22 protein-coding genes, 1 tRNA gene and 2 riboswitches are annotated in these 23413 nt (G+C 44.7%); of the genes, 15 read left to right on the forward strand and 8 right to left on the reverse strand.

Translation table 11 applies throughout. The features are described 5' to 3' along the window. Window positions 1-349 precede the first annotated feature (349 nt). Window positions 350-1312 (reverse strand): phosphatidylglycerophosphatase A family protein, encoded by a 963-nt coding sequence (locus ACBP55_RS08895; RefSeq protein ID WP_464650947.1) that lies wholly within the window; start codon window positions 1310-1312, stop codon window positions 350-352. Between the two features lie 287 nt (window positions 1313-1599). On the opposite strand from ACBP55_RS08895, the gene ACBP55_RS08900 reads away from it, so the two are divergent. From ACBP55_RS08900 to ACBP55_RS08910, 3 genes are all read left to right on the forward strand, one after another. Continuing rightward, window positions 1600-2613 carry a GerMN domain-containing protein gene (locus tag ACBP55_RS08900; protein WP_464650948.1) on the forward strand — a complete coding sequence of 338 codons (1014 nt, stop codon included), beginning with the start codon at window positions 1600-1602 and terminating at the stop codon, window positions 2611-2613. Window positions 2614-2811: 198 nt separating this feature from the next. After that, window positions 2812-3570 (forward strand): ribonuclease PH, encoded by a 759-nt coding sequence (rph, locus tag ACBP55_RS08905; RefSeq protein WP_056836401.1) that lies wholly within the window; start codon window positions 2812-2814, stop codon window positions 3568-3570. After that, window positions 3554-4201, forward strand: coding sequence for an XTP/dITP diphosphatase (locus ACBP55_RS08910; protein ID WP_464650949.1), 648 nt, complete (start codon window positions 3554-3556; stop codon window positions 4199-4201). Before rph ends, ACBP55_RS08910 begins: the two co-directional genes overlap by 17 nt. 55 nt (window positions 4202-4256) lie before the next feature. Here the strand turns inward: ACBP55_RS08910 and asnB are convergent, their stop codons facing one another. Further along, window positions 4257-6101 (reverse strand): asparagine synthase (glutamine-hydrolyzing), encoded by a 1845-nt coding sequence (gene asnB, locus ACBP55_RS08915; protein WP_464650950.1) that lies wholly within the window; start codon window positions 6099-6101, stop codon window positions 4257-4259. A gap of 178 nt (window positions 6102-6279) precedes the next feature. On the opposite strand from asnB, the gene ACBP55_RS08920 reads away from it, so the two are divergent. From ACBP55_RS08920 to ACBP55_RS08935, 4 genes are all read left to right on the forward strand, one after another. After that, a complete protein-coding gene (locus ACBP55_RS08920; RefSeq protein ID WP_464650951.1) occupies window positions 6280-6636 on the forward strand; it encodes a hypothetical protein in 357 nt (118 codons plus the stop codon). A gap of 46 nt (window positions 6637-6682) precedes the next feature. Next, entirely contained in the window at window positions 6683-6796 is a 114-nt protein-coding gene (locus tag ACBP55_RS08925) for a DUF4023 family protein (protein ID WP_464650952.1), read from the forward strand. Between the two features lie 167 nt (window positions 6797-6963). Next, window positions 6964-7095: a hypothetical protein gene (locus ACBP55_RS08930; protein WP_268616027.1), complete on the forward strand. Its 132-nt coding sequence runs from the start codon at window positions 6964-6966 to the stop codon at window positions 7093-7095. A 134-nt stretch (window positions 7096-7229) separates the two neighbouring features. After that, a riboswitch (cobalamin riboswitch) is annotated at window positions 7230-7433 on the forward strand. A gap of 33 nt (window positions 7434-7466) precedes the next feature. Further along, complete coding sequence (locus ACBP55_RS08935; RefSeq protein ID WP_464650953.1) at window positions 7467-7835, forward strand: (2Fe-2S) ferredoxin domain-containing protein; 369 nt, start codon at window positions 7467-7469, stop codon at window positions 7833-7835. A gap of 326 nt (window positions 7836-8161) precedes the next feature. On the opposite strand, the gene ACBP55_RS08940 is transcribed toward ACBP55_RS08935, so the two are convergent. From ACBP55_RS08940 to ACBP55_RS08960, 5 genes are all read right to left on the reverse strand, one after another. Continuing rightward, the gene (locus ACBP55_RS08940) at window positions 8162-8998 is read right to left on the reverse strand and encodes an energy-coupling factor ABC transporter ATP-binding protein (protein ID WP_464650954.1); all 837 of its coding nucleotides are present in this window, start codon (window positions 8996-8998) and stop codon (window positions 8162-8164) included. Then, entirely contained in the window at window positions 8995-9801 is an 807-nt protein-coding gene (cbiQ, locus tag ACBP55_RS08945; protein WP_464650955.1) for a cobalt ECF transporter T component CbiQ, read from the reverse strand. Before cbiQ ends, ACBP55_RS08940 begins: the two co-directional genes overlap by 4 nt. Beyond that, a complete protein-coding gene (locus ACBP55_RS08950) occupies window positions 9798-10082 on the reverse strand; it encodes an energy-coupling factor ABC transporter substrate-binding protein (protein WP_268616026.1) in 285 nt (94 codons plus the stop codon). The genes cbiQ and ACBP55_RS08950 overlap by 4 nt, the downstream gene beginning before the upstream one ends. Next, window positions 10079-10858: an energy-coupling factor ABC transporter permease gene (locus ACBP55_RS08955; protein ID WP_464650956.1), complete on the reverse strand. Its 780-nt coding sequence runs from the start codon at window positions 10856-10858 to the stop codon at window positions 10079-10081. Before ACBP55_RS08955 ends, ACBP55_RS08950 begins: the two co-directional genes overlap by 4 nt. Window positions 10859-11004: 146 nt before the next feature. Next, window positions 11005-11196: riboswitch (cobalamin riboswitch) on the reverse strand. A 147-nt stretch (window positions 11197-11343) separates the two neighbouring features. Next, window positions 11344-11417 (reverse strand) — tRNA-Arg (locus ACBP55_RS08960). Between the two features lie 156 nt (window positions 11418-11573). On the opposite strand from ACBP55_RS08960, the gene ACBP55_RS08965 reads away from it, so the two are divergent. The 6 genes from ACBP55_RS08965 (at window position 11574) to ACBP55_RS08990 (ending at window position 18191) form a co-directional block, all read left to right on the forward strand. Continuing rightward, window positions 11574-12488, forward strand: a complete 915-nt coding sequence (locus tag ACBP55_RS08965; protein WP_464650957.1) for a hypothetical protein — start codon at window positions 11574-11576, stop codon at window positions 12486-12488. A gap of 110 nt (window positions 12489-12598) precedes the next feature. Continuing rightward, a complete protein-coding gene (gene tig, locus ACBP55_RS08970; protein WP_464650958.1) occupies window positions 12599-13900 on the forward strand; it encodes a trigger factor in 1302 nt (433 codons plus the stop codon). 199 nt (window positions 13901-14099) lie between these two features. Then, window positions 14100-14690 carry an ATP-dependent Clp endopeptidase proteolytic subunit ClpP gene (gene clpP, locus ACBP55_RS08975; protein ID WP_029194632.1) on the forward strand — a complete coding sequence of 197 codons (591 nt, stop codon included), beginning with the start codon at window positions 14100-14102 and terminating at the stop codon, window positions 14688-14690. 12 nt (window positions 14691-14702) lie between these two features. Beyond that, window positions 14703-15971 carry an ATP-dependent protease ATP-binding subunit ClpX gene (gene clpX, locus ACBP55_RS08980; RefSeq protein ID WP_261304802.1) on the forward strand — a complete coding sequence of 423 codons (1269 nt, stop codon included), beginning with the start codon at window positions 14703-14705 and terminating at the stop codon, window positions 15969-15971. Between the two features lie 97 nt (window positions 15972-16068). After that, window positions 16069-17166 carry a flavodoxin-dependent (E)-4-hydroxy-3-methylbut-2-enyl-diphosphate synthase gene (gene ispG, locus ACBP55_RS08985; protein ID WP_464650959.1) on the forward strand — a complete coding sequence of 366 codons (1098 nt, stop codon included), beginning with the start codon at window positions 16069-16071 and terminating at the stop codon, window positions 17164-17166. A 206-nt stretch (window positions 17167-17372) separates the two neighbouring features. Further along, entirely contained in the window at window positions 17373-18191 is an 819-nt protein-coding gene (locus tag ACBP55_RS08990) for a divergent polysaccharide deacetylase family protein (protein ID WP_464650960.1), read from the forward strand. Here ACBP55_RS08990 and ACBP55_RS08995 read toward each other — a convergent pair. Next, on the reverse strand, window positions 18184-18858 hold the full coding sequence (locus ACBP55_RS08995) for an N-acetylmuramoyl-L-alanine amidase family protein (protein ID WP_464650961.1): 675 nt from the start codon (window positions 18856-18858) through the stop codon (window positions 18184-18186). The two genes, ACBP55_RS08990 and ACBP55_RS08995, sit on opposite strands and share 8 nt — an antisense overlap. A gap of 312 nt (window positions 18859-19170) precedes the next feature. Between ACBP55_RS08995 and lonB the strand changes: the two genes are divergently transcribed. Next, window positions 19171-20889, forward strand: coding sequence for an ATP-dependent protease LonB (gene lonB / locus ACBP55_RS09000; protein ID WP_464650962.1), 1719 nt, complete (start codon window positions 19171-19173; stop codon window positions 20887-20889). Between the two features lie 161 nt (window positions 20890-21050). Next, entirely contained in the window at window positions 21051-23396 is a 2346-nt protein-coding gene (lon, locus tag ACBP55_RS09005) for an endopeptidase La (RefSeq protein ID WP_464650963.1), read from the forward strand. Window positions 23397-23413: the final 17 nt, after the last annotated feature.

A 23413-nucleotide genomic window follows, 5' to 3' on the forward strand; every position in this document is an offset into this window, starting at 1 on the left:
CACACCTCGTGCGAGAGTATAGGCGTAACCAACCAACATTGGCACTATTGATGCATAAAGTACATCAAATTCAGCCGATATTGCCATATTCGGACGAAATCATGCAGAAAGTGCATCAAATTCTCCCGATAGTCCCCATTGTAGTTCAAAATGCTGATATTTGATGCACAAAATACATCTTCACTTCGAAAAACGAAAACTTACGATGATTTGATGCACTTTTTACATGTTTTTAATAGAGGCTAGAGTTGACTAGTTGTCTGTTGTCTAGTTTGCTTTAATCTAGTTGCAGTTGCAGTTGCAATCGCAGTTTCGTTACCGGTATTAATGGGTTATATGTATAGTTGCCTCACTTCAAAGGCTTACTATAAGTAGGAACATTATTATGCGCCAAACGGCCACAAGCGGCAGCTACGATGCCGCATACCATATCATCAATAAACGTATTGCATTTTCCTTCGGAATGATCGCTATCGAGGTCTTTAATAATCCCGATTTTCTCCTTGTCTAGGTATCCGAAATTCGTGAGCGCAATGGTCCCATACATGAGCGGAACGGCTGTAGCGATGCTTTCATCAACCCCGAAAAGCCCTTCGTCTTGCCCAACAATATGATTATACTGGGGATTAAATTCTTCTGCTTCGACGGCTGTATCAATTTTGATCGCCAATTGGAGGGCATGGAAGGTTTGCTGTTTTCGTAATACGGCAAGAATATGCTCTTCACAAAGGCTGCGCTCCATATCCGGATTGTAGGGCCTTTGAAGCTGATCCAGAATATCCACCATATCCTCCAAAACCACGCCTCTCGACTCGAACAGTGCCAGGTTACGTGCGGTATAATCCTCTTTCACATTTTCAGAAATGATTGAACTGACCGTGGATGCAACAATGGCACAGATCCCTTTGGAAATGAAAGATTTTGGACGTTTGGTCGGGAAAAAGAAGCGGAATTTACAATCCATAAATCCAAAAAGAGAAATCGCGCCGCTGCCATATAGTCCGCAGATGGACATTGCAATGGTGCGATGAACATTATAAGCAGGGTCTTTCATACTCGCTAGCAGCTCGGAATCATGCTTGACCTTCTTTTGGAGCTCCATGAGTGTGGACATAACGTTATAAGTTTCTGTTTTACTTAATACACCCAGTAGAGTCGTTGTGATCGTTTCATAGGGAATTTTCTTAATTCCTTTAATTTCAACGAGTAGGCGAGCAACGGCTTCTTCGATGACAGCTTGGGGATAGTGACTGAAGACCTCTTCACGGAATTCGTTGAAAATGTTTGCTTTTTCTTTAAGGAAAGTTCTCATCGCAATGCCTCCAAATTAGGTCTTTTCTTTATTTTTGAGTATAGCATATCTTCAAAAGATGCCGAAGGAAGTTAGCTCCCAAGATAACTTTTCATTATGTTCTACAAATCACCACAGGCTTAAATCCAGGTGCATGATTTTTTAAAAATATAAGGACAAAAAGTAGTTATAAATCGGACAAAGCCCCGTATAAATAATAATACGAAAAAGCAATGTACAGGCCATGTTAAGAAAATATAGGCAGATGCTTCCGGTGTCTGCGAAAACTTGGAGGAGGAAATAAGCTAATGAAACATCAACATTGGATTCGTTCAGCCGCTATCGCGGGGGTAATTGCCTTGCTGACCACGGGATGTTCGGTTCTGGGCACTGGAAAGAAAAGTGACATCGATGCACCTCCGACAACGGGTGCGGGAGCTGACGCGAAGACGACATCAGCAGCCGTTACGATCGATATGATCGAAGACAATTCATCACAGATGACGGTTTATGTGAAAGATGGTAAAGGCTTCGTGGCTCCGCTTAGTCTTGGATTACCTAAGACGGTGTCTGTCGCCAAAACGACTCTCGAGTATATGGTGGACGGAGGGCCGGTTGCAAGCTTGCTTCCATCTGGTTTTGGGGCTCTGCTGCCTAAAGGTACGAAGGTCATTAGTTTGAATGTCACATCAGACAAGCGTGCCATTGTTGATTTCTCTAAGGAATTCCTCAACTACGATGGGGCGAATGAGAGAAAGATTTTGGAGGCGATCACTTGGAACCTGACGAGCTTCCCAACCGTAGAGAAAGTGCAGCTGCGTGTAGACGGGAAAGATCTGAAGGAGATGCCGAAAGGGAAGACACCGCTGGATATACCTCTTGCACGCTCTATGGGGATCAACATCGAGAAGGCTGAAGACGCTGAATTTGGTCAATCCACACCAGTTACCCTCTATTTCTTGAATCAAAATGATCAAAATTACAAATATTATGTACCTGTTACAAGGCTTGTCAAAAGGACTGATGATGTTGCGAAAGCGGTTGTCGAACAGTTGATCAAAGGGCCTGATCAGAAGAAGGGTCTGGCTGCTGTTCTGAATGCTACAACGGAAGTGAAGAGCATTAAGCCAGCGGATGGTGTTATAACCGTTGACTTCTCTAATAAATTCCTTGGCGCGGATCAGAAAGCACCCGCCGAGGCCATGCAGTCCGTTATTCTTTCATTGACGGAGAACACAAGCTTTAAACAAGTGCAAATTAAAGTGGATGGCGCCGTGAAGCCTGTAGTTAAACCAGCTCATATTAATCCGGCTAAGCTTTAAGAAGCTTGCCCGCTTCTAACGACCTCTATGCATTAGCGTTTGTCTTTGACAAGGCGCTTGCATAGGGGTTTTCTCAGCATTATAATCAATGTTCGGCATTATTGTTTTGGGCTTGGGATGCTTTTCGATGGCTACTTTGTTACAATGGGGCGTAGGAACAAAGCTTCTGACGGAAGCAACAGGAGGAGAACAACATTTATGAGAATTGGCGGTAGAACGAATCAAGAACTGCGACCTATGAAAATAACCCCTCATTATATAAAACACGCGGAAGGCTCGGTACTAATTGAGGTCGGGGATACCAAAGTGATTTGTACGGCGACGATTGAAGAACGCGTCCCGCCTTTTATGAAAGGTCAAGGGAAAGGCTGGGTTACAGCTGAATATTCGATGCTGCCTCGAGCTACGCAGGTTAGAAATCAGCGTGAAGCTGCCAAAGGTAAGCTTGGTGGTCGTACAATGGAGATTCAGCGTCTTATAGGCCGTGCGCTTCGTTCCGTTGTGAATTTGGAAGCATTAGGCGAAAGATCCATCACATTGGATTGCGATGTTATTCAAGCGGATGGCGGTACTCGTACAACGTCAATTACCGGTGCTTTTGTGGCTATGGCATTTGCGATCGACAAATTGGCGACAGACAAAAAATTAGCCAAATTCCCGATTAACGACTTTCTGGCTTCTGTAAGTGTTGGGGTTATCGGCCAAACACCGCGGCTGGATCTGAATTATGAAGAGGATTCACATGCGAAAGTAGATATGAATGTCGTAATGACGGGGCAGGGTCAATTCGTTGAAATCCAAGGAACTGGCGAGGATGCTCCTTTTTCCCGTAAAGAACTGGATGAACTGCTCGCTCTGGCTGAAACAGGAATTCATACGATGATTGAAGAGCAGTCTAACGTATTAGGCCCGATCGCTGATCGCATTCGAGGTGTACATCATGCTGCTACAAAGTAATTTCGTCGTCATTGCGACGCGTAACGAGGGCAAAGTCAAAGAGTTTGCGAAGCTTTTTGGAGCAAAAGGCTACAAAGTTCGCAGCTTAACGGACTATACGGATCTTCCGGAAATCGTGGAGAGCGGAACGACGTTTGCAGAAAATGCACGGATTAAAGCGCAGATTATTTCGGCACATCTCCATGTGCCGGTTCTTGCTGATGATTCGGGTTTGTGTGTAGCGGCTTTGAACGGTGAACCGGGTGTTTATTCAGCTAGATACGCTGGAGAAAATGCTACGGATGCAGACAATAACGCTAAACTGCTGCAAGCATTAAACGAGGTAGGTTCTGAAGACGGTTTGCCTGCCAACGGAGAACATCCAAAGCTTCTTAGCGAAGCTTCCTTTGTTTGTGCGCTGACGCTCATCGATCCTGTAGCGAATGAAGTCATTGAAGCGGAGGACACTTGCCGTGGTTACATCATTGGGGAGGAACGCGGCGAAAGCGGATTCGGCTATGATCCCTTATTTTATATCCCTGCTCTTGGGAGAACGATGGCTGAATTAACAGTAGAAGAAAAGAATGAGATAAGTCATCGAGCCAAAGCTTTACGCATGTTTTTGGATAGACTTCCTGATCAGAACGACTAATATCACAAAGAAAACCTGCTTCCACTTTTATCGGTGGCCAGCAGGTTTTTTTCATTTATCGGATGGAAATTTTATAGGAACGTAACCAAGTGTCCACTTGTGCCAGATAGGCGAATAGTTGAGGACCCGTCATCAGCTGACCAAACCATGGGAGATCGAAATCATTCGTTTCTGAGCTGGCAAGTGCGCGAATTTTCTTAACATCAATGAAGGGAAGCAAGGGTGAGCTGGGGTCATCCAGAATTTCCAGCACCCATTTTCTCACAGCTGCCAAGTAATTAGGGTTGTGAGTCTTTGGATAAGGACTTTTCTTGCGAGTTAGCACATCCTCAGGAAGAACACCTCTGAGCGCTTTGCGCAAAATGCCTTTCTCCCGATCCCCCGATGTTTTGATTTCCCAGGGAATATTCCAGACATACTCAACAAGACGGTGATCGCAGAAAGGGACGCGAACTTCAAGTCCGACGGCCATGCTCATACGATCCTTTCGATCCAGAAGTGTCGGCATGAACCGGGTAATGTTTAAATAAGACATTTCCCGCATACGGTTTTGCTGCTGTGTTTCCCCAGCTAACCGCGGCACTTCGCTGAGCGCTTGCTGATATCGATTATTGACATACTCGACAGGTTTGATCCAATCCACAAGATCGGGAGCGAGCAGGTCAATGCGATTGTTCAGTTTCAAAGACCAAGGGAACGTACCCGCTCCCAAAGCTTCTTCGTTGTGGAACCAAGGATATCCACCGAATATTTCGTCGGCTGCTTCGCCGGAAATGGCTACAGTCGCTTCTTTTTTGATCTCACGGCAAAATAAATAAAGAGACCCATCAACATCAGCCATTCCTGGTGTATCACGGGCAAATACCGCTGTTTTCAGAGATTCCACAAGCTCGGGTGTGTCAAATTCAATATAGTGATGCTCGGTGCCTAGATGCTCCGTCATCCGTTTAATCCAAGGTGCATCTGAATTCGGCTGAAAGATGTTGGCTTTAAAATGCTTGTCATTATCTTTGTAATCAACGGAAAAAGTATGCAGAGCGCCTTGCCCGCTTTCCTTATAATGAGCAGAGGCAAGTGCCGTAAGGGCACTAGAGTCAAGACCACCTGATAGAAGAGTACAGATGGGAACATCAGACACAAGTTGGCGCTGTGATGTATCACTAAGCAGTTGCTGAACTTGCAATGCCGTAGCAGCGATATCGTCGGAGTGCTGGTGGCTTTCGAGCTTCCAATACGTGCGAATGGATAAGCCATTGCGGTCAAATACAGCGCATTGTCCTGGTTTGAGCTCAGACATGTTGCGATAAATCCCATGACCGGGTGTGCGAGCCGGACCTACTGCGAAGATTTCGGCCAAGCCTTCCGCACCAACCTCTGCTTGGAAGTCGGGGTGTGCGAGTATGGCTTTCGGCTCTGAGCCGAATAGAAGCACACTATTTTGATGAGAATAAAAAAGCGGCTTTACACCGAGCCGATCTCTGACCAAATAAAGGGATTGTTCTTGATCATTCCAGGCCGCGAAAGCGAAAATGCCATTAAGCCGGTCTACACAAGCTCTCCCCCATTCAATAAAAGCAACAAGCAGCACTTCTGTATCACAGTTTGTGCGGAAATGATACCCACGAAGTTCGAGCTCTTTTTTGAGTTCTGGGGCGTTATAGAGTTCGCCATTATATACGATCGTGTACGTGTAGTCTCCTTGTTTCCGTACCATGGGCTGAGCGCCGTTTTCCGGATCCATTACACTAAGACGTCGATGACCGAGGGCACAATGCTGTGAAATCCAAGTACCAGAAGCATCAGGTCCGCGCAAATGGAGCGTTTCCGTCATATTTTCTAGAATGGACGGGTACCCGGTCAAGTCTTTCCGCCAATCTATCCAACCCGTTATTCCGCACATAGACGTTCCTTCCTTTCCTTATAAAGAGAGCATGATGATAAAGGGTATGCAAACGGAAGGTATATAATGTCTGTCCAGAATGGGATGGGCGCAGACAACTGGACGGATTTTGTGTTTTGTAGACAGGCCTGATACAATAAACCCAATTCTTACTTATTAAATGACAAAGGTGATGACTATGAAAAAGAAACACTCCAAAGCACAAATTGACTATTTGGCATCAAGAGAGCATTTTCTGCAAATCAGCAACCAAGCGGATAAACGAATAGTGGAATTAAAAGAGGAAGGTAAAGAAGTTGGGCAGGCAGAAATGGAAGAAATCATTGAGCGTGTCGGCTTGCATCGTGCTTACAATGAACTTACCCAAGCGGAGAATGTCTTGATCAACTGGACACAAACGGCTATCAAAACCGAACCGGAATTTATTCAAAACCGCACTAATTTTGAGGAATTGTACGAAAAAGTCAAAACAGATGCAGAAGCAAGAGGCGCGATTCTTAATCTTGCCATGCGTTTAAATTTAGAGCTTGCGTGACATTCTAAAGAGGTAGTGCCATTCTTTCTTCAGGAGGCGAATGCTCATGGATAGTCATTTCATTAGCAAGCTGCACGACAAGCAGAGGAAAGCCGCGAAGAATTTCAGGACGCAAGGTGACGGTGAGCCAGGCAGTAATTTGCCGCACAAGAAGCACTAAGTCTAATGGCACCATCGAAAGCCTGTAGGGAGATTTCCTTACAGGCTTTTGCTTTGTTTCCTTCTCCGCTGTCCTTAATGGGTAGTTTATACAGCATATTTGGCGCGGTATCTCTCCATACTAATCAAGTGATCATTATTTCAACTCAGAGGAGGATTAATCCCATTATGAGCAAAAAGAAAAGTATGGACCAGCGAACACAAAGCACAATCGATCATTCGAAGCAATCTTCTCGCATACAGTCCAATCTGGATTCAACAGAGCCTGGAAAGCACCAACCGAATCGTCCTTCCGTTTAAATGCAGCGATTTGAATTTGAAAATACAGCTTCCGAGGAAGTCCCTACCATTTGGTGGGGCTTTTTCCTTGTTTGTAAATAGAGTATGAGGTAAGATGAGATTTGAGTTTAAAAGATTTGAATAAACTCGGTCACAATTTCATATCCGAAATAGGTGCTTACCTTTCGCTATCCAAGCGCAGCGTAAGCTTAATAGGGAAGATCGGTTTGAAGCCGACGCGGTCCCGCCACTGTAACAGAGGAGTCAACGTCTCGAATGCCACTGATCGACCGATTGGGAAGGCTGACGTTCGATGAAGATCCTGAAGCCAGGAGACCTGCCTATTTCAGCAGCACATTTTATATACCTACGGGAGATAGGGAGGTGTTCTTATGAGTACGTGGGATCTATCAACAGTCCAACATCATGTGCTTATCTGTAACGGAGGATCTTGTCTGAAACATTCAGGAGATGAAACAACGCTAGCCATCCGAGATGAAATTTCGAAGCACGGAGCCGAGCACCTAATACATACAACTCGGACTAGATGTAATGGCCGCTGCCAGGACGAAGGTGTAGTTATAGTGTATCCGCAAGGGATTTGGTACAAGGAAATGACACCAGAGACGGGTAGAAGGCTTGTGAGAGAGCATTTACTAGAGGGGAAACCACTCGAGGAACATATGATTTATAGCTTTGAGGAGCGCTTTGTGCCAACTGGAATAGGAAATAAGGGTATTAGTCGCATACAAAGTAAATAATCAGATAATGAAAATTTAAAAAGGGGGCTATCCCGAAAGGTTAATAACCTTTTTTGGGAATCTACCTTAAAGCACGTATCCAAAAGGACTTCCGCCAATAGGGGGAGGTCCTTTTTGGTCATATATGCGCGTTTTCCGCGCTTATTGGTTCGGACGCTCTTGAATAAGCGCGAATAACGCGCTTATTTGTCATACTTGTTAAGAATGACAAGCAACTACGGTGGGAGGGCCTATCATTGATAGATGGTTGCATGATGCTATACATAAAGAGGCTGTCCCTCTAATCACAGTTGGGACAGCCTCTTTATATATGTCATTGGTTATCATTATGCAAAGACTTTTTGCAATAATGTTGTAAAGTCATTCACATTCCTTGGTGCCGAGACTCCCTGACGGCAAGCTTCAGGCAGTGCATCCCACAGATCTAGCAGCATGGGCCTGTCAAGTCCAAGACTATGAAGTGCCTTGCTATCTTTGAATATTTCATCTGGCGTGCCTTCCATGACGCACTGTCCCCGATCCATCACCAGAATCCAATCAGCCCACGAATAAGCTAGGTTCATGTCATGGGTGGCCATGACTAACGTGATTCCGCGGCTATGGATCCGGTCCAGTTCCTCGACAAGCTGTTGTTCCGATATCCGATCCAGATAGGCCGTTGGTTCATCCAGCAGCAGCAGCTTTGGTTCAAGCACGAGCACGCCGGCTAAGGCTACTCGTTTCTTTTGACCGAGACTCAAGTGGTGAATGGGAGTGTGTGCTAAGTGTTCAAGTCCCATCGTTCGTAATATAGCTTCTCCTCGCTGAGTAATCTCAGGCTCAGGGACGGCGGCATTCCGCAGACCGTAGGTGACATCCTCATAGGGAGTATTCAGAATGAGCTGCTGTTCCGGATCCTGAAAGACAAGTCCAACGTCTTGACGTAATTGTTTGAGCTCTTTGCGTTCGTAAGTTAAAGGCTTGTTTTTCCATAAGACTTGCCCTGATGAAGGTGAATGAATGCCAATAGCCTGAAGAAATAAAGTTGATTTGCCAGAGCCGTTATGGCCGCATATGGCTGTTTTTTTCCCCTCTGGGATGCGGAGCTTTAATTTGTTTAAAGCCTCCGTCTGTGAAGCGGGATAGCTGAAGCTAACTTCTATGGTTTCTAAAATCGTGCTCATCCGATACTCCTCCAATTCCAACGCAGCCAAATTTCGAGCAGCAGCAGCATCGTGAACCCTATATAACTTTCCAATTTATATCGAAAAGGTACAGGATTAGCTCGATTAGGGGCCATGTGAATGTCATCTGTAAAACCTCTGGAGACAAGGCCATTTGACAGTGATTTATACCGCTGCATCGTTTTGATAAACATTTGAACAATAATAATGGCTGTATCCTTTAATCTATTTTGGAAACCGGTCTGACCGCCTCTTGATTGCTGGGCAACATACATGTTATTGGCAATTTCAAATAGGATGAACAGAAACCGATACATAATAAGCATAATTTCCAAAACCAACTTGGGAACGCGAACTTTATGCAACACTTGCAGTAATTCGGAAAAAGGAGTACTGAACATAATAAAGGACACACAGCTTAGGCTGGCTATAATACGAACGAATAATTTGCCAATTAGCAATAGACCTGTTGAAGTAACGGACAGCTTCCAGTCGATGAAGATAAAGGTCGCCACTTCGTGAATGTCTGGCAAAGCTTGCAAAGGACGGATCTCTACAACTAATGCGGGTACACTGCTTACAAAAAAAAGGCATGCAGCACCGATGACGGTTACATAATATTTGATTGGAACACGAGCATAGCCAACCGTCCACAGGGTCATCCAAACCGCTATAACTGCCTGAACCGCTGGATGTGTTAGATAAGATAACAGCAGCATAGCAACTGCAAAACCGCACTTCCACATTGGTGATACGGGACGTAAGGCATTTTTATAGGAGAGCGAATCGATTCGTTTCATCATTGGTTTTTGGACTTAGACGCTTTCCCTTTGAAAAAGCCAAAGGCAAACCCGATGAAGCCAGCCCCGATGGCTGCTTGTAAGGCGAACAGCATACTTTCTGTTTCAGATGGGAGCTCAAATAAAGAAGAGAACCATGGCTTATAGGAAGGTGCAATACTTTGGATCAATTGTTCAGCAGCATCATCCGATCCGCCAAATTCTCCTTTTGCGAAGATAAGGGGTAAGACAGCCAATAATACAACGGCAATTAACATCAGGGTATTTACGGTACGCGTTTTCATAGCTCAGAAGCTCCCTTCATTTTATGTTGTAAAATAGATAGCTCTTTAGGGCCATAAGATTGTAACCAATTCCATATTAATACGGTTAAAATGCCTTCACTAATGGCAAGAGGGATTTGTGTAATGGCAAAAATGCCGCCAAACTTCAAGAAAGATGCAACAAATCCACCTTGTTCAGCTGGGAATGCAAGAGCTAATTGGACAGAAGTAACAATGTATGTGGATAAGTCAGCAAGAGCAGCCGCTAAAAATATCGACCATTTTTGTTTGCCGGTTGTTTTCATCATGGACTTATATATGAAGTAGCCAACTACTGGACCGGAGAGAGCCATGGAGAAAGCATTTGCTCCGAGTGTTGTAAGTCCCCCATGTGCAAGTAATACGGCTTGAAATAACAAAACAATCGATCCTAGGACGCTCATAGGGAGCGGTCCGAACATCACAGCTCCTAAACCTGTACCCGTTGGGTGAGAACTGCTTCCGGTTACGGAAGGGATTTTCAGGGCCGACAGTACGAAGGTGAACGCACCAGCAAGACCTAGCATTATTTTGAGCTCTGGGTGTTCTTTCGTAATTTTGATAAGTGCTCGGACACCTAGAAAGAAGAACGGAAGGAAGGCTGCCCACCAAAATATTGCCCAACCTATGGGGAGAAAGCCTTCCATTATGTGCATGCCGTAGACGGTTTGCGGTTCATTAATGAATAGGTAGAGGGCTAACCCAATAACCATAAGCAAGAAGCTAGTGACTTTGGTCATTCGTGTTTTTGTTTGCATGTTTTTTTAATTCCTCCTATTAAAATTTGATAAACGAACAAAAAAGACCAATCCTAATGGATTGGCCGTGGGTACGTACGAATAAACGACAACTATAAGCTAGATGTCGAAAGACTTGACGTACACCGCTCCTTTCCGCGAAGGTTTCTGGGTGCATAAATGAAGGTAGGTCTCCTGGCTCTCGGATCATCGTTTCTTTCAGCCTTCCCTGATATGCATCAAGTGACATGATAGAAAGAAACTCCCCGAATACAGTGGCGGGACCGCTCGGGATTTGCACCCGATTCCCTGTTACCCCTTGCTTGCTACGCAAAGGCACCTCATTTATTCGAAAAAATATGTAATTGAAAAGAGTATAACACAATATAAAAGATTCGTAGCATAGGGAACGTTATTTTTCTTTTTCGCTTTACCGGACAACACAACACATATAGGTAAACAAAAAAAGATCGCGATTTCTCGCGATCCTTTTTGCCGTGCATGAACGTCCCAGGAGGGATTCGAACCCCCGACCGCACGCTTAGAAGGCGTGTGCTCTATCCAGCTGAGCTACTGAGACATAGACCTCTTCTTACCTTGCGGATGTGATCCGTTTAGCGAAGCGAGAGTTAATATATCATATCGTTTTATAGGAAGTCAACCCTTGATTCATAATTATTTTGCAATCACTCTGACAATCAAGTAAACTGTCACCAGCGAGACCAAGATTTCTGAGGTGATCATCATAACAGACCCATCCATCAATAACTTAATTCTTTTTCCGAAAACAGAGCAGTATTACGAAGAGGAGCTGACTCGGTTTCTACAGACAGAGCAGTATAGTGATGCGCTCCAACTGTTAACCTTTCTGCTGCAATTTCCGACAGTAGACCCTCACAAAGCTGAACAATGGGAAGCTCTGAGGAACTGGCTGTATACGATGTATCCGGAATCCATGTTTGCCATGACGCCAATGGAAGAGGACCCAGAGGAAGAATCAGATTTATTACGGCAATACATACAAGAAAAGACAGCTGACGATGGCACCTTTGCACTTAAGCTTCTGAATATGTTAAACGACGGCACACTGGAGCAGCAAGTCAATGCTCTTGAGCAATTGGCATTCATCGATCAATCGGGTGTAAGCCAACGGGTTAAGGAATGGCTATGCGAAAAGCCGCGGCATCCTCATATTCAGTTCAAAGCTTTGCAGGCGCTTAAACAGATGGGGGAGCGAGGATTTATCGAGTTCCCTAAGAATGGGGAAAAGATTCTTGTCGAGATCGAGGAGACACCGCTGTGTCCGGAGGATTTTCCATCACGGATTCGTGATATGATTCGCAGAGTCGGAGACATTAGTGAAATAAGCCAACCTGATTTTGTTTATTTTGCCAAGCAGACTTGGCAGGAATTTCTAGCCTATGCCTATGGGACATCGATCTATACAGATCTACAGAAAGCGGAAGAAGGGGCTGTTGATGTCTGGGCATCTGCACTTCATGCTATTCTTCAAGAGAAACTGTTTGGTGCGGTGAATCGGGAAGAATTACTAGACAATTACGGTATTGTTGATTCCATGAAGCTTCAGTGGAAGCGAGCTAATCTTGTGCTGCAGACGTTTGTGAAGCAGTTTAATCCAGATCCATCATAAGGCAAGAAAGGCTGCCTTGAAATGAAAATCTTATATGGTATAATAGAATGGTTGTAATGAGCGTAACGTGAAAATATGTCATCGTACATTTTTGGAGGGGAAAGCATAAAATGAAAGCAAGTTGGGAAAAAATAGAGAAGAACGTAGGCGTTCTTGAAGTGGAAGTTGGCGCAGAGCGCGTAGCAGATGCTTTGGATAAGGCATTTAAAAAGGTATCAGCGAAAGTGAATGTTCCAGGATTCCGTAAAGGGAAAGTGCCTCGTTCTATCTTTGAAGCTAAATTTGGTGTTGAAAGCTTGTATCAAGACGCTTTAGATATCATTTTGCCAGAAGTTTATGTGGAAGCGATCGAAGAGGTTAAAATCGAGCCTGTTGATCGTCCTGAAGTAGACGTTGAACAATTCGGCAAAGGTCAAGTGCTGAAGTTCAAAGCAAAAGTTACTGTTAAGCCTGAAGTAACACTTGGCGATTACAAAGGTATCGAAGTTGAAGCGGTAAGCACGGATGTTACGGAAGAAGAATTGAATGAAGAGCTTACTCGTTTGCAACAGCGTCATGCTGAATTGGTTGTTCTTGAAGAAGGACAAGCAGCAAATGGTGACGTCGTAGTCCTTGATTTCGAAGGATTCGTAGACGGTGAGGCGTTCGAAGGCGGCAAAGCGGAGAAATACTCCCTTGAGCTTGGTTCCAACTCCTTCATTCCAGGCTTCGAAGAGCAGCTCGTAGGACTTGGTAAAGGCGAAGAGAAAGAAGTTAATGTTAGCTTCCCTGAAAACTACCACTCCGAAGATTTGAAAGGCAAAGCGGCTGTGTTTAAAGTGAAAATTCACGACATTAAACGCAAAAACTTGCCAGAGCTTGATGATGAATTTGCTAAAGACGTGAGCGAGTACGATACACTTGTAGAGTACAAAGAAGAGTTGAAAAAACGTCTTCAAGAACGCAAAGAAAAAGATTCAGAGGCTGCTCTGGAAACAGCTGTTGTTGAAAAAGCTGCAGCTAACGCTGAAGTTGAAATTCCAGCTTCTATGGTAGAAGCAGAGCTTGATGTTATGGTGAAGGAATTCGAAAGACGTCTTCGCTCCCAAGGCATGACGCTTGAGATCTACTTCCAGTTCTCCGGTCAAAACGAGAGCGTGCTGAAAGAACAAATGAGAGAAGATGCTGACAAGCGTGTTCGTAACAACCTTGTTCTTGAAGCCATCGCAGCTGCAGAAAAAATCACAGTTTCCGATGAAGAAGTTGACACGGAGCTTGAGAAATATGCACAATCCTACCAAAAAACAACGGCAGAACTTCGTGAGCTGTTTGCTTCTAACGGCAGCCTAGAAGGTCTGAGCAACGATCTTGTGATTAGAAAAACGGTTGACTTCTTGCTTGAAAATAGCAAGCATGTTTCCGCAGCAGTATAAATAAGGTAAGTAAAGGCACGTACGTAAGCAACGTGCCTTTCTTTTACCCTATTTTAGCCCCCAAACTGCCCAAGACCATAAGAAATACCCTCATACATAGCAGTTCTCTGAAAAAATGACTTTGCTGTTCAAACGTGTTAAACTGTATCTGAATCTCAAATGAGAGAACTTGGCTATTGCCGCAAAAGGAGTTGGTACAATGAGTCTTATTCCTATGGTTGTTGAACAAGAGGCTCGTGGGGAACGTTCTTACGATATCTACTCGCGTTTACTAAAGGACCGCATTATCTTCATTGGGAGCGCTATTGATGATGATGTGGCTAATTTGGTCATTGCCCAGCTGCTCTTTTTATCAGCTCAGGATCCCGACAAGGATATCCACTTATATATCAATTCACCAGGTGGATCTGTAACAGCTGGAATGGGTATCTTCGATACCATGCAGTTTATTAAACCGGATGTATCTACGATTTGTGTAGGTATGGCTGCAAGTATGGGCTCTTTGCTGTTAACAGCAGGTGCCAAAGGTAAGCGATACGCGCTGCCGAATGCAGAAGTTATGATTCACCAACCGCTCGGCGGTGTAAGAGGTCAAGCAACCGATATCAAAATCCACGCGGATTGGATTATCAAAACGAAGCAAAAACTCAACCAGATCTATGTGGACCGTACGGGACAGCCGCTTGAAAAGATCGAAAGAGACACCGACCGGGATAACTTTATGAGCGCTGAAGAAGCGAAGGCATATGGGTTAATCGACGAGGTTATCACTCGAAACGACTTGAAATAAAGGAGTGATCCCATGTTTAAATTTAACGATGAAAAAGGCCAACTCAAATGTTCCTTTTGTGGAAAATCCCAAGACCAAGTACGCAAACTTGTTGCAGGTCCGGGAGTTTACATTTGTGATGAATGTATAGAGCTTTGCACGGAGATTGTGGAAGAAGAATTAGGACATGAAGAAGAGCTAGATCTCAAAGATGTTCCTAAACCAAAAGAAATTCGTAATATCTTGGACCAGTATGTTATTGGGCAAGAACAAGCGAAAAAATCATTGGCTGTAGCGGTTTATAATCACTACAAACGGATCAATTCGCAGAACAAGCTTGAAGATGTTGAGCTTCAAAAAAGTAATATCGTCCTTCTAGGACCAACGGGAAGCGGTAAAACGTTGCTTGCGCAAACGCTTGCCAAAATTTTGAATGTTCCTTTTGCGATCGCTGATGCCACTTCTTTGACTGAAGCAGGTTATGTGGGCGAAGATGTAGAGAACATTTTGCTCAAATTGATTCAAGCAGCCGATTATGATGTAGAAAAAGCCGAACGCGGCATTATCTATATTGATGAGATCGATAAAGTGGCACGTAAATCCGAGAACCCGTCTATTACAAGAGACGTTTCCGGCGAAGGTGTTCAACAAGCTTTGCTCAAAATTCTTGAAGGCACGGTTGCCTCTGTTCCTCCGCAAGGTGGACGTAAGCATCCGCACCAAGAATTCATTCAAATTGATACAACCAATATTCTGTTTATTTGCGGTGGAGCTTTCGATGGCCTCGAGCAAATTATCAAACGCAGAATTGGTAAAAAAGTAATTGGCTTTAGCACTGATGGGGCTAAAGTTGATTTGAAACCAGGCGAGTACTTATCCATGGTGCTTCCGGAAGATCTCTTGCGATTCGGATTAATTCCGGAATTCGTTGGTCGTTTACCGGTCATCTCTACGCTTGAGCCGCTTGATGAAGCAGCCCTTGTTCGTATTCTTTCCGAGCCTAAGAATGCGCTCGTTAAGCAGTACCAGAAGATGCTCGAGATGGATAACGTATCGCTCGAATTCGACGCAGAGGCACTTGATGCCATTGCCAAAGAAGCGATTAAACGTAATACTGGCGCGCGCGGTCTGAGAGCCATCATTGAAAGCATTATGCTTGATGTGATGTTCGAAGTCCCTTCGAGAACAGACGTCACGACATGTGTGGTATCCAAGGAAACTGTTCAAAACAAGATTACTCCTGTTTTGACGACCAAAGATGGCGCGCAGGCGACTGGTAAGAAGAAAGAAGAAAGTGCGTAACCCATAATTTCACAAATTACACACAGCCTCCAATCTGATTCCCTGCTAATGGGAATTGGAGCGGAGGATGTTTGGTGTCATGGGGAGAGAAACCATAATGTTCCATAGAAAAGATACGCGGGCCGTTCGTGTAGGCGATTTGACGATCGGTGGCAGTAATGAAGTCATCATGCAAAGTATGTGTACAACGAAGACAGCGGATGTGAAGGCGACAGTAGCAGAAATCCTTCGTCTTGAAGAAGCAGGCTGTCAAATCGTTCGTGTCACCGTGAACAACAAGGAAGCCGCTGAGGCAATTAAAGAAATCAAAAAACATATTCATATTCCACTCGTTGCGGATATTCATTTTGACCACCGCTTAGCGCTCGCTGCTATTGAGAATGGCATTGATAAAGTGCGCATCAATCCAGGCAATATCGGCCGCCGCGAAAAGGTAGAAGCGGTCGTTAAAGCTTGTAAAGAACGTGGCATTCCCATTCGTATTGGGGTTAATGCTGGCTCTCTGGAGAATCATCTTCTCGAGAAATATGGCTACCCGACGCCTGAGGCGATGGTAGAAAGTGCCTTGTTCCACATTAATATTCTGGAAGAGCTTGATTTCCATGATATTATCGTTTCACTCAAAGCTTCCGATGTTCCTATGGCGATTGCAGCCTATTCCCAAGCGGCTAAAGCCTTCAACTACCCACTTCACCTCGGTATTACAGAGGCTGGAACGCTCTTTACGGGGGCTGTGAAGAGTGCGGCAGGTATCGGAACGCTCCTTAACATGGGACTCGGTAACACACTCCGTATCTCGCTTAGCGCGGATCCTGTTGAAGAGATTAAAGTAGCTCGTGAGCTGCTCAAAACGTTCGGATTGATTACGAATGCTGCAACTCTCGTTTCCTGTCCTACTTGTGGACGGTTAGATATTGATCTGTTTTCGATAGCTAACGAAGTCGAGGATTATATTGCTAAGATCAAAGTACCGATTAAGGTATCTGTCCTTGGCTGTGCCGTTAATGGTCCAGGTGAAGCTCGTGAAGCTGATATCGGCATCGCAGGCGCCCGCGGCGAAGGCATGTTATTCCGATACGGAGAAATGATCCGTAAAGTGCCGGAAGCTGAATTGCTGGCTGAGCTCAAAAAAGAAATTGATATCATCGTTGATTCTTATGAAAAAACGGGTGTTATTCCAGGACGTAAGCACTAATAGCCTAAATGTTAATAAAATAAGCCGTTAAAGATGCCTCGGGTGAGGTGCTTTTAACGGTTTTTTTGTGCAATCTATTGGAGATCAGAGCCAATGAATCCTTTTTCGCATATTTGTTGCGCAAGAGAAGCATAATGAGTAAAACTGGAAAGCTTGTTCATTTGAAGTAAGTTTTTCTAACGAATATATGCAAACAAGGAGATGCTATGAATTTGCTAAGCAAGTATAGGACTGCTCTTCACATTACCCTTACGGTAATCGTAGGGATTTTTTTGCTTCTTTTACCCTTGCAGACAGGTGCCTCAGTGGTGGCGATACCTTCACAGCATGCGGCTGAGATCAAGACGAAGAAGGTGGCCATTGTCATTGATGACTTTGGCAATAATATGGACGGCACTAAAGAGATGTTGGATTTACCGATCCAATTCACTGTCGCTGTCATGCCCTTCTTGCCTTCTTCCAAGCAAGATGCGCAATTAGCGCACGATAAGGGGCATGAAGTCATCCTACACCTTCCTATGGAGCCTGTACGGGGCAAGAAGAGCTGGTTAGGTCCAGGAGCCATTACTACAGACTTGTCGAGTGATGAGATTCACAAAAGGATTGTAGCAGCTATCGATGATATTCCTTATGTAATAGGAATCAATAATCATATGGGCTCCAAAGCTACTGCAGATGAGAGAGTGATGAAAATTCTCGTTGATATTTGCAAAGAGAAAAATCTCATTTTATTAGACAGCCGTACGACTCCAAAAAGCCTAATTGGCAAGCTTGCAGGGCAAAATGGAGTTCCATATTCTGAGAATCAATTGTTCTTCGATGATCTTTACACATATAGTCACATCAGCAATCAAATGGTGAAGTTTAAAAAGTTAATCCATCAACGAGACGTGGTCATTGCGATCGGACATGTGGGTCCCCCAGGGAAAAAAACAGCCCAAGTCATTAAAGAGGCAATTCCTATCATTCAAAAGGAAGCGACCTTTGTTCCGATTTCACAAACAATGAAGCTCAATCCTAATTAGGATGAATCATGGCAAAGTATTGGTCTATCGCTTGTGCGATCGCTTTTGCTAGCTTAGCTTGATGGTGAGAATCATTCAGAAGCTTGCGGTCTGCTTTATTTGAAATAAAGCCTAATTCAACGATAACTGCTGGGCATTTCGTGTGTTTCAGCACATAATACTTTTTACCAAGAACAGGAAGTTCATCGGTACCATAAAGCTGATTCAGGGATTCTTGCAAAAGCCCCGCAAGCAAAATGCTGTCCGATTGATTTTGATATATAACAAGTGGTCCTCTGCGAGCAGATTTGCCTGACCAATTAATATGCATGCTTAGCATCATTTTGGGCTTAATGGTATTGGCGAGTCCAGAACGCTGCGCTAAATCCTTACGGTGTCTGCTGCCGTACGACCACGTGTTATCTTCACTTAAAGCGTAGTCCTCCGTCCTGTTGATGATGACGCGATAGCCCCGTTTCTTAAGCAGCTTGTATGTTTTTTTGGATATAGCTAAATTCATATCTTTTTCTAGGTATTTACCGTGCAAAGCACCGCTATCTATGCCCCCATGCCCAACGTCGATGATGATATCAGCATTAGGCAGCAGGGGATCATTGGCCAAAGCGTATGCATCTGATGTCTTACAAAGACAAAGGAAAAGTAGCAGAATCATCAAGCTTTGCTTCAAGGGGGCCACATCCTTTTACATGAATATCTACACTATATCCTTCTTCTCCAAGGGGGTTGTCATTCACCATGCAAAAGTTTGCATGAATTGGATTAACCTTCTTTCACACGGGAATAATGGAAGCTATGACAAAAAAGCTGAGCTTTGTTCTACGACAACAGATTTGCCAGAGCAAAGCTCAGCTTACGCTTACGAAGACAGTTTTCTAGCGAAACTCAGCCAATGCTTACGATGAAAGTTTTGCTAAAGCAAAACTCAGCTTACGCTTACGAAGACAGTTTTCTAGCGAAAACTCTAAGGAGGTTACGACAAATGAGTTTAAGTATTATTCTGATGGTAATTCAAGTTTTCTTTGCCGTTGTGATTGGGTTGTATTTCTGGAATTTGCTGCGTAATCAACAGACGAATCGGTCTGCTGTCGATAGAGAGTCCAGAAAAGAATTGGAGAAATTAAGAAAACTGAGATCCATTTCGCTAACAAAACCGCTCTCAGAAAAAACAAGACCGTCCTCCATGCAGGATATCGTTGGCCAGATTGAAGGGTTGAAAGCCCTAAAAGCGGCATTATGCGGTCCCAATCCGCAGCATGTTATTATTTATGGCCCGCCTGGGGTTGGTAAAACGGCTGCTGCTCGTGTTGTTTTAGAAGAAGCTAAGAAAAATCAAGAGTCGCCCTTCCGGCCGGACTCTAAATTTACAGAAATCGATGCCACGACAGCACGTTTTGACGAAAGAGGTATTGCCGATCCGTTGATTGGTTCTGTTCATGATCCTATTTATCAAGGTGCGGGTGCAATGGGGGTTGCGGGGATTCCACAGCCTAAGCCAGGTGCGGTAACGAAGGCGCATGGCGGCATTTTATTTATCGATGAGATCGGTGAATTACACCCCACACAAATGAACAAATTATTAAAGGTGCTGGAAGATCGTAAAGTATTTCTGGAGAGCGCGTATTATAGCTCCGAGGATACGAATATTCCAGGCTATATTCATGATATATTTCAAAATGGTTTGCCTGCTGATTTCCGTTTGGTAGGGGCTACGACGAGGACGCCTAGTGAGATCCCTCCTGCAATTCGTTCGCGCTGCTTGGAGATTTATTTCCGTCCTCTTTTACCAGATGAGGTGGGGGAAATTGCACGGAAAGCCCTTGATAAAATTGGCTTCAAGAAATGTGAGGCTGCTGTTCAAGTTGTAATGAAATATGCAACCAACGGAAGAGAGGCTGTGAATGTGATTCAGCTTGCCGCGGGTATTGCCTTAACGGATAAGCGTGATGAGATCACCGCTGCCGACATTGAGTGGGTTGTCAACTCCTCACAAATTCCACCTAGACCAGAGCGGAAAATACCAGCACAACCGCAAATTGGTTTCGTCAATGGATTAGCTGTGTATGGTCCTAACTTGGGTACACTACTTGAGATCGAAGTGACCGCGATACCTATTGCCGCTGCGGGTACTGGGAAATTTAACATTACAGGTGTTGTAGATGAAGAGGAGATGGGGGGAGGCTCTCGAACCATTCGCAGAAAGAGTATGGCGCGCGGATCGGTGGAAAATGTCTTGACAGTCCTTCGCAAACTCGGATTTAATACGTCAGATTACGATCTGCATATTAATTTCCCTGGCGGAGTGCCGATCGATGGCCCTTCTGCAGGCATTTCCATGGCGACAGCTATTGCATCTGCCATACATAAAATACCTGTGGATAATAAACTGGCAATGACGGGGGAAATGAGTATCCATGGTAAAGTTAAACCGGTTGGCGGCGTTGTAGCGAAGGTGGAAGCTGCATTCCAAGCGGGAGCTACCAAAGTCATTATCCCTAAAGAAAACTGGCAAGAAATGTTCGCTAATTTGCCGGGGGTAGAAGTGATTGCTGCTGACTCGATCGAAGAAGTGCTGGAAGTTGCACTAGGCTTAGAGCTTCATGATAATGTGATTCACTTGCCCTTTACTTCGGAAAGGACGATTCCAGCTTCATCTTTACCCATTTTACATGCGAATTCCCAACATACAATTGACTCTTAAATCAGCGGAACGGAAACCTCACATGACGAGTCAGGGTGCTAGTTGGTGTTTTGTTTGCAGTTTTGATAAAATGTAAAGGGCAACGAAGGTATAGAAATATGTTCCAACGCGGAGAGACTTTGAACTCCGTTCAAAGATCCATATATTAGGAGGTGCAGAGGATGGGACCCGGAAAAATCAAGGTGCGCAGATTGCCGCTATTGCCTCTAAGGGGACTGCTGGTTTATCCGAGCATGGTTCTACATCTGGATGTAGGGCGAGAAAAGTCGGTTAAAGCACTCGAGCGGGCAATGGTGGATGACAGCATGATTCTCCTCTGCTCTCAATCAGAGATCAACATAGAAGAACCTGCCAAAGAGGATATTTATCGCATCGGGACGATTGCTAAGGTACGGCAAATGCTGAAACTGCCGAATGGAACGATTCGTGTCTTGGTAGAAGGTGTTTTGCGTGCTGAGATTGTTGAATACCTCGTGAATGATGAATATTATGAAGTCACGGCTAAGGAATTACCGGAGCAAGAAATCACTGATCCTGAGATCGATGCGCTCATGCGAAGCGTACTAAGCCAATTCGAGCATTACATTAATTTGTCGAAAAAGGTTACACCAGAAACACTTGCTGCTGTTTCGGACATTGATGAGCCAGGCCGTTTAGCAGATGTCATATGCAGCCACTTATCGCTCAAAATTAAGGATAAACAAGAGATTCTGGAGACGGTAGATGTACGCGAGCGTCTCGAGAAAATGCTCAATATCTTGAATAATGAGCGGGAAGTGCTTGAACTAGAACGTAAAATTAGCCAGCGTGTTAAGAAACAAATGGAAAAAACGCAGAAGGAATACTACCTTCGCGAGCAAATGAAAGCCATCCAGAAGGAACTTGGCGATAAGGAAGGCCGCGCTGGCGAAGTGGATGATCTACGCAACCAGTTGGCAGAAGCCGAATTGCCGGAGAAAGTCCGCGAGAAGGTTGAGAAGGAAATCGACCGTCTTGAGAAGATGCCAGCGACTTCTGCCGAGGGAGGCGTCATCCGCAACTATATTGATTGGCTGCTGGGACTGCCTTGGTCCAAAAATACCGAAGATGACTTAGACCTAGATAAGGCAGAGGAAATCTTGAATGAGGATCACTTCGGGCTTGATAAGCCAAAGGAGCGCGTACTCGAGTACCTAGCGGTACAGAAGCTTGTTAAGAAGCTGAAAGGACCTATCCTTTGTTTAGTTGGCCCTCCGGGCGTTGGGAAAACTTCCATTGCTCGATCGATTGCTAGATCCATGGGAAGACAGTTCATCCGTATCTCGCTTGGCGGGGTTAGAGATGAGGCTGAGATTCGCGGTCATCGCCGTACGTATGTCGGGGCTATGCCGGGACGGATCATCCAAGGGATGAAGAACGCTGGAACGAATAATCCTGTTTTCTTGCTAGATGAAATTGATAAAATGGCAATGGATTTCCGCGGCGATCCGGCTTCGGCATTGCTTGAAGTTCTTGATCCCGAGCAGAATAGCACTTTTAGTGATCATTTCATTGAAGTTCCGTTTGACTTGTCCAATGTCATGTTCGTGACAACAGCGAATGCTGTTCACAATATTCCTCGCCCTTTGTTAGACAGGATGGAGGTTCTCTACATTCCAGGCTATACAGAGATTGAGAAACTTCAAATTGCGAAAAAGTATTTGCTGCCTAAGCAGAAGCGTGAGCATGGTCTAGAAGAAGATCAACTTGTAGTGGATGAAGCTGCCTTAATGAAAATCGTACGTGAATATACGCGTGAAGCAGGCGTTCGTAATTTAGAGCAGCAGGTCGCAGGCATGAATCGCAAAGCAGCCAAAAAGATCGTATCTAATCCAACTACACCGGTACATGTAACGGAAGAAAATTTGAAGGACTATCTAGGACCCATCAAGTTCCGCTATAATGTAGCCGAAGAGAAAGATCAAATAGGTGCTGTAACAGGCCTTGCTTGGACGGAGGTTGGCGGGGATACCTTAGTCATTGAGGTCACTGTTATGCCAGGAACAGGCAAGTTAACTTTGACGGGTAAACTCGGTGATGTAATGAAGGAATCAGCGCAAGCTGCTTTCAGTTATACACGTACGCGGGCTAATGTGCTTGGCATCGCACCTGACTTTCATGAGAAGAACGATATCCATATTCACATTCCTGAGGGCGCTATTCCAAAGGATGGTCCATCTGCTGGAATTACAATGGCAACAGCATTGATTTCGGCATTGACGAATATTCCTGTTTCTCGTGTGGTTGCTATGACAGGTGAAATCACATTGCGCGGCCGTGTGCTGCCAATCGGTGGACTCAAGGAAAAGGCGCTCGCGGCACACCGAGCTGGTATCCGTACCATCCTGCTGCCTCATGATAATGAGAAAGACATCATCGAAATTCCAGAAAGTGTCCGCGCCGAGATGACCTTCATTCCAGTCAGCCATATGGATCAAGTGCTTGAACATGCACTTGTCAAAAATAAGCCTCCCGTGCAAGTCGGATAACGATAGAAAGTAGTTGA

The sequence above is a fragment of the Paenibacillus sp. WG02 genome (assembly GCF_055396115.1).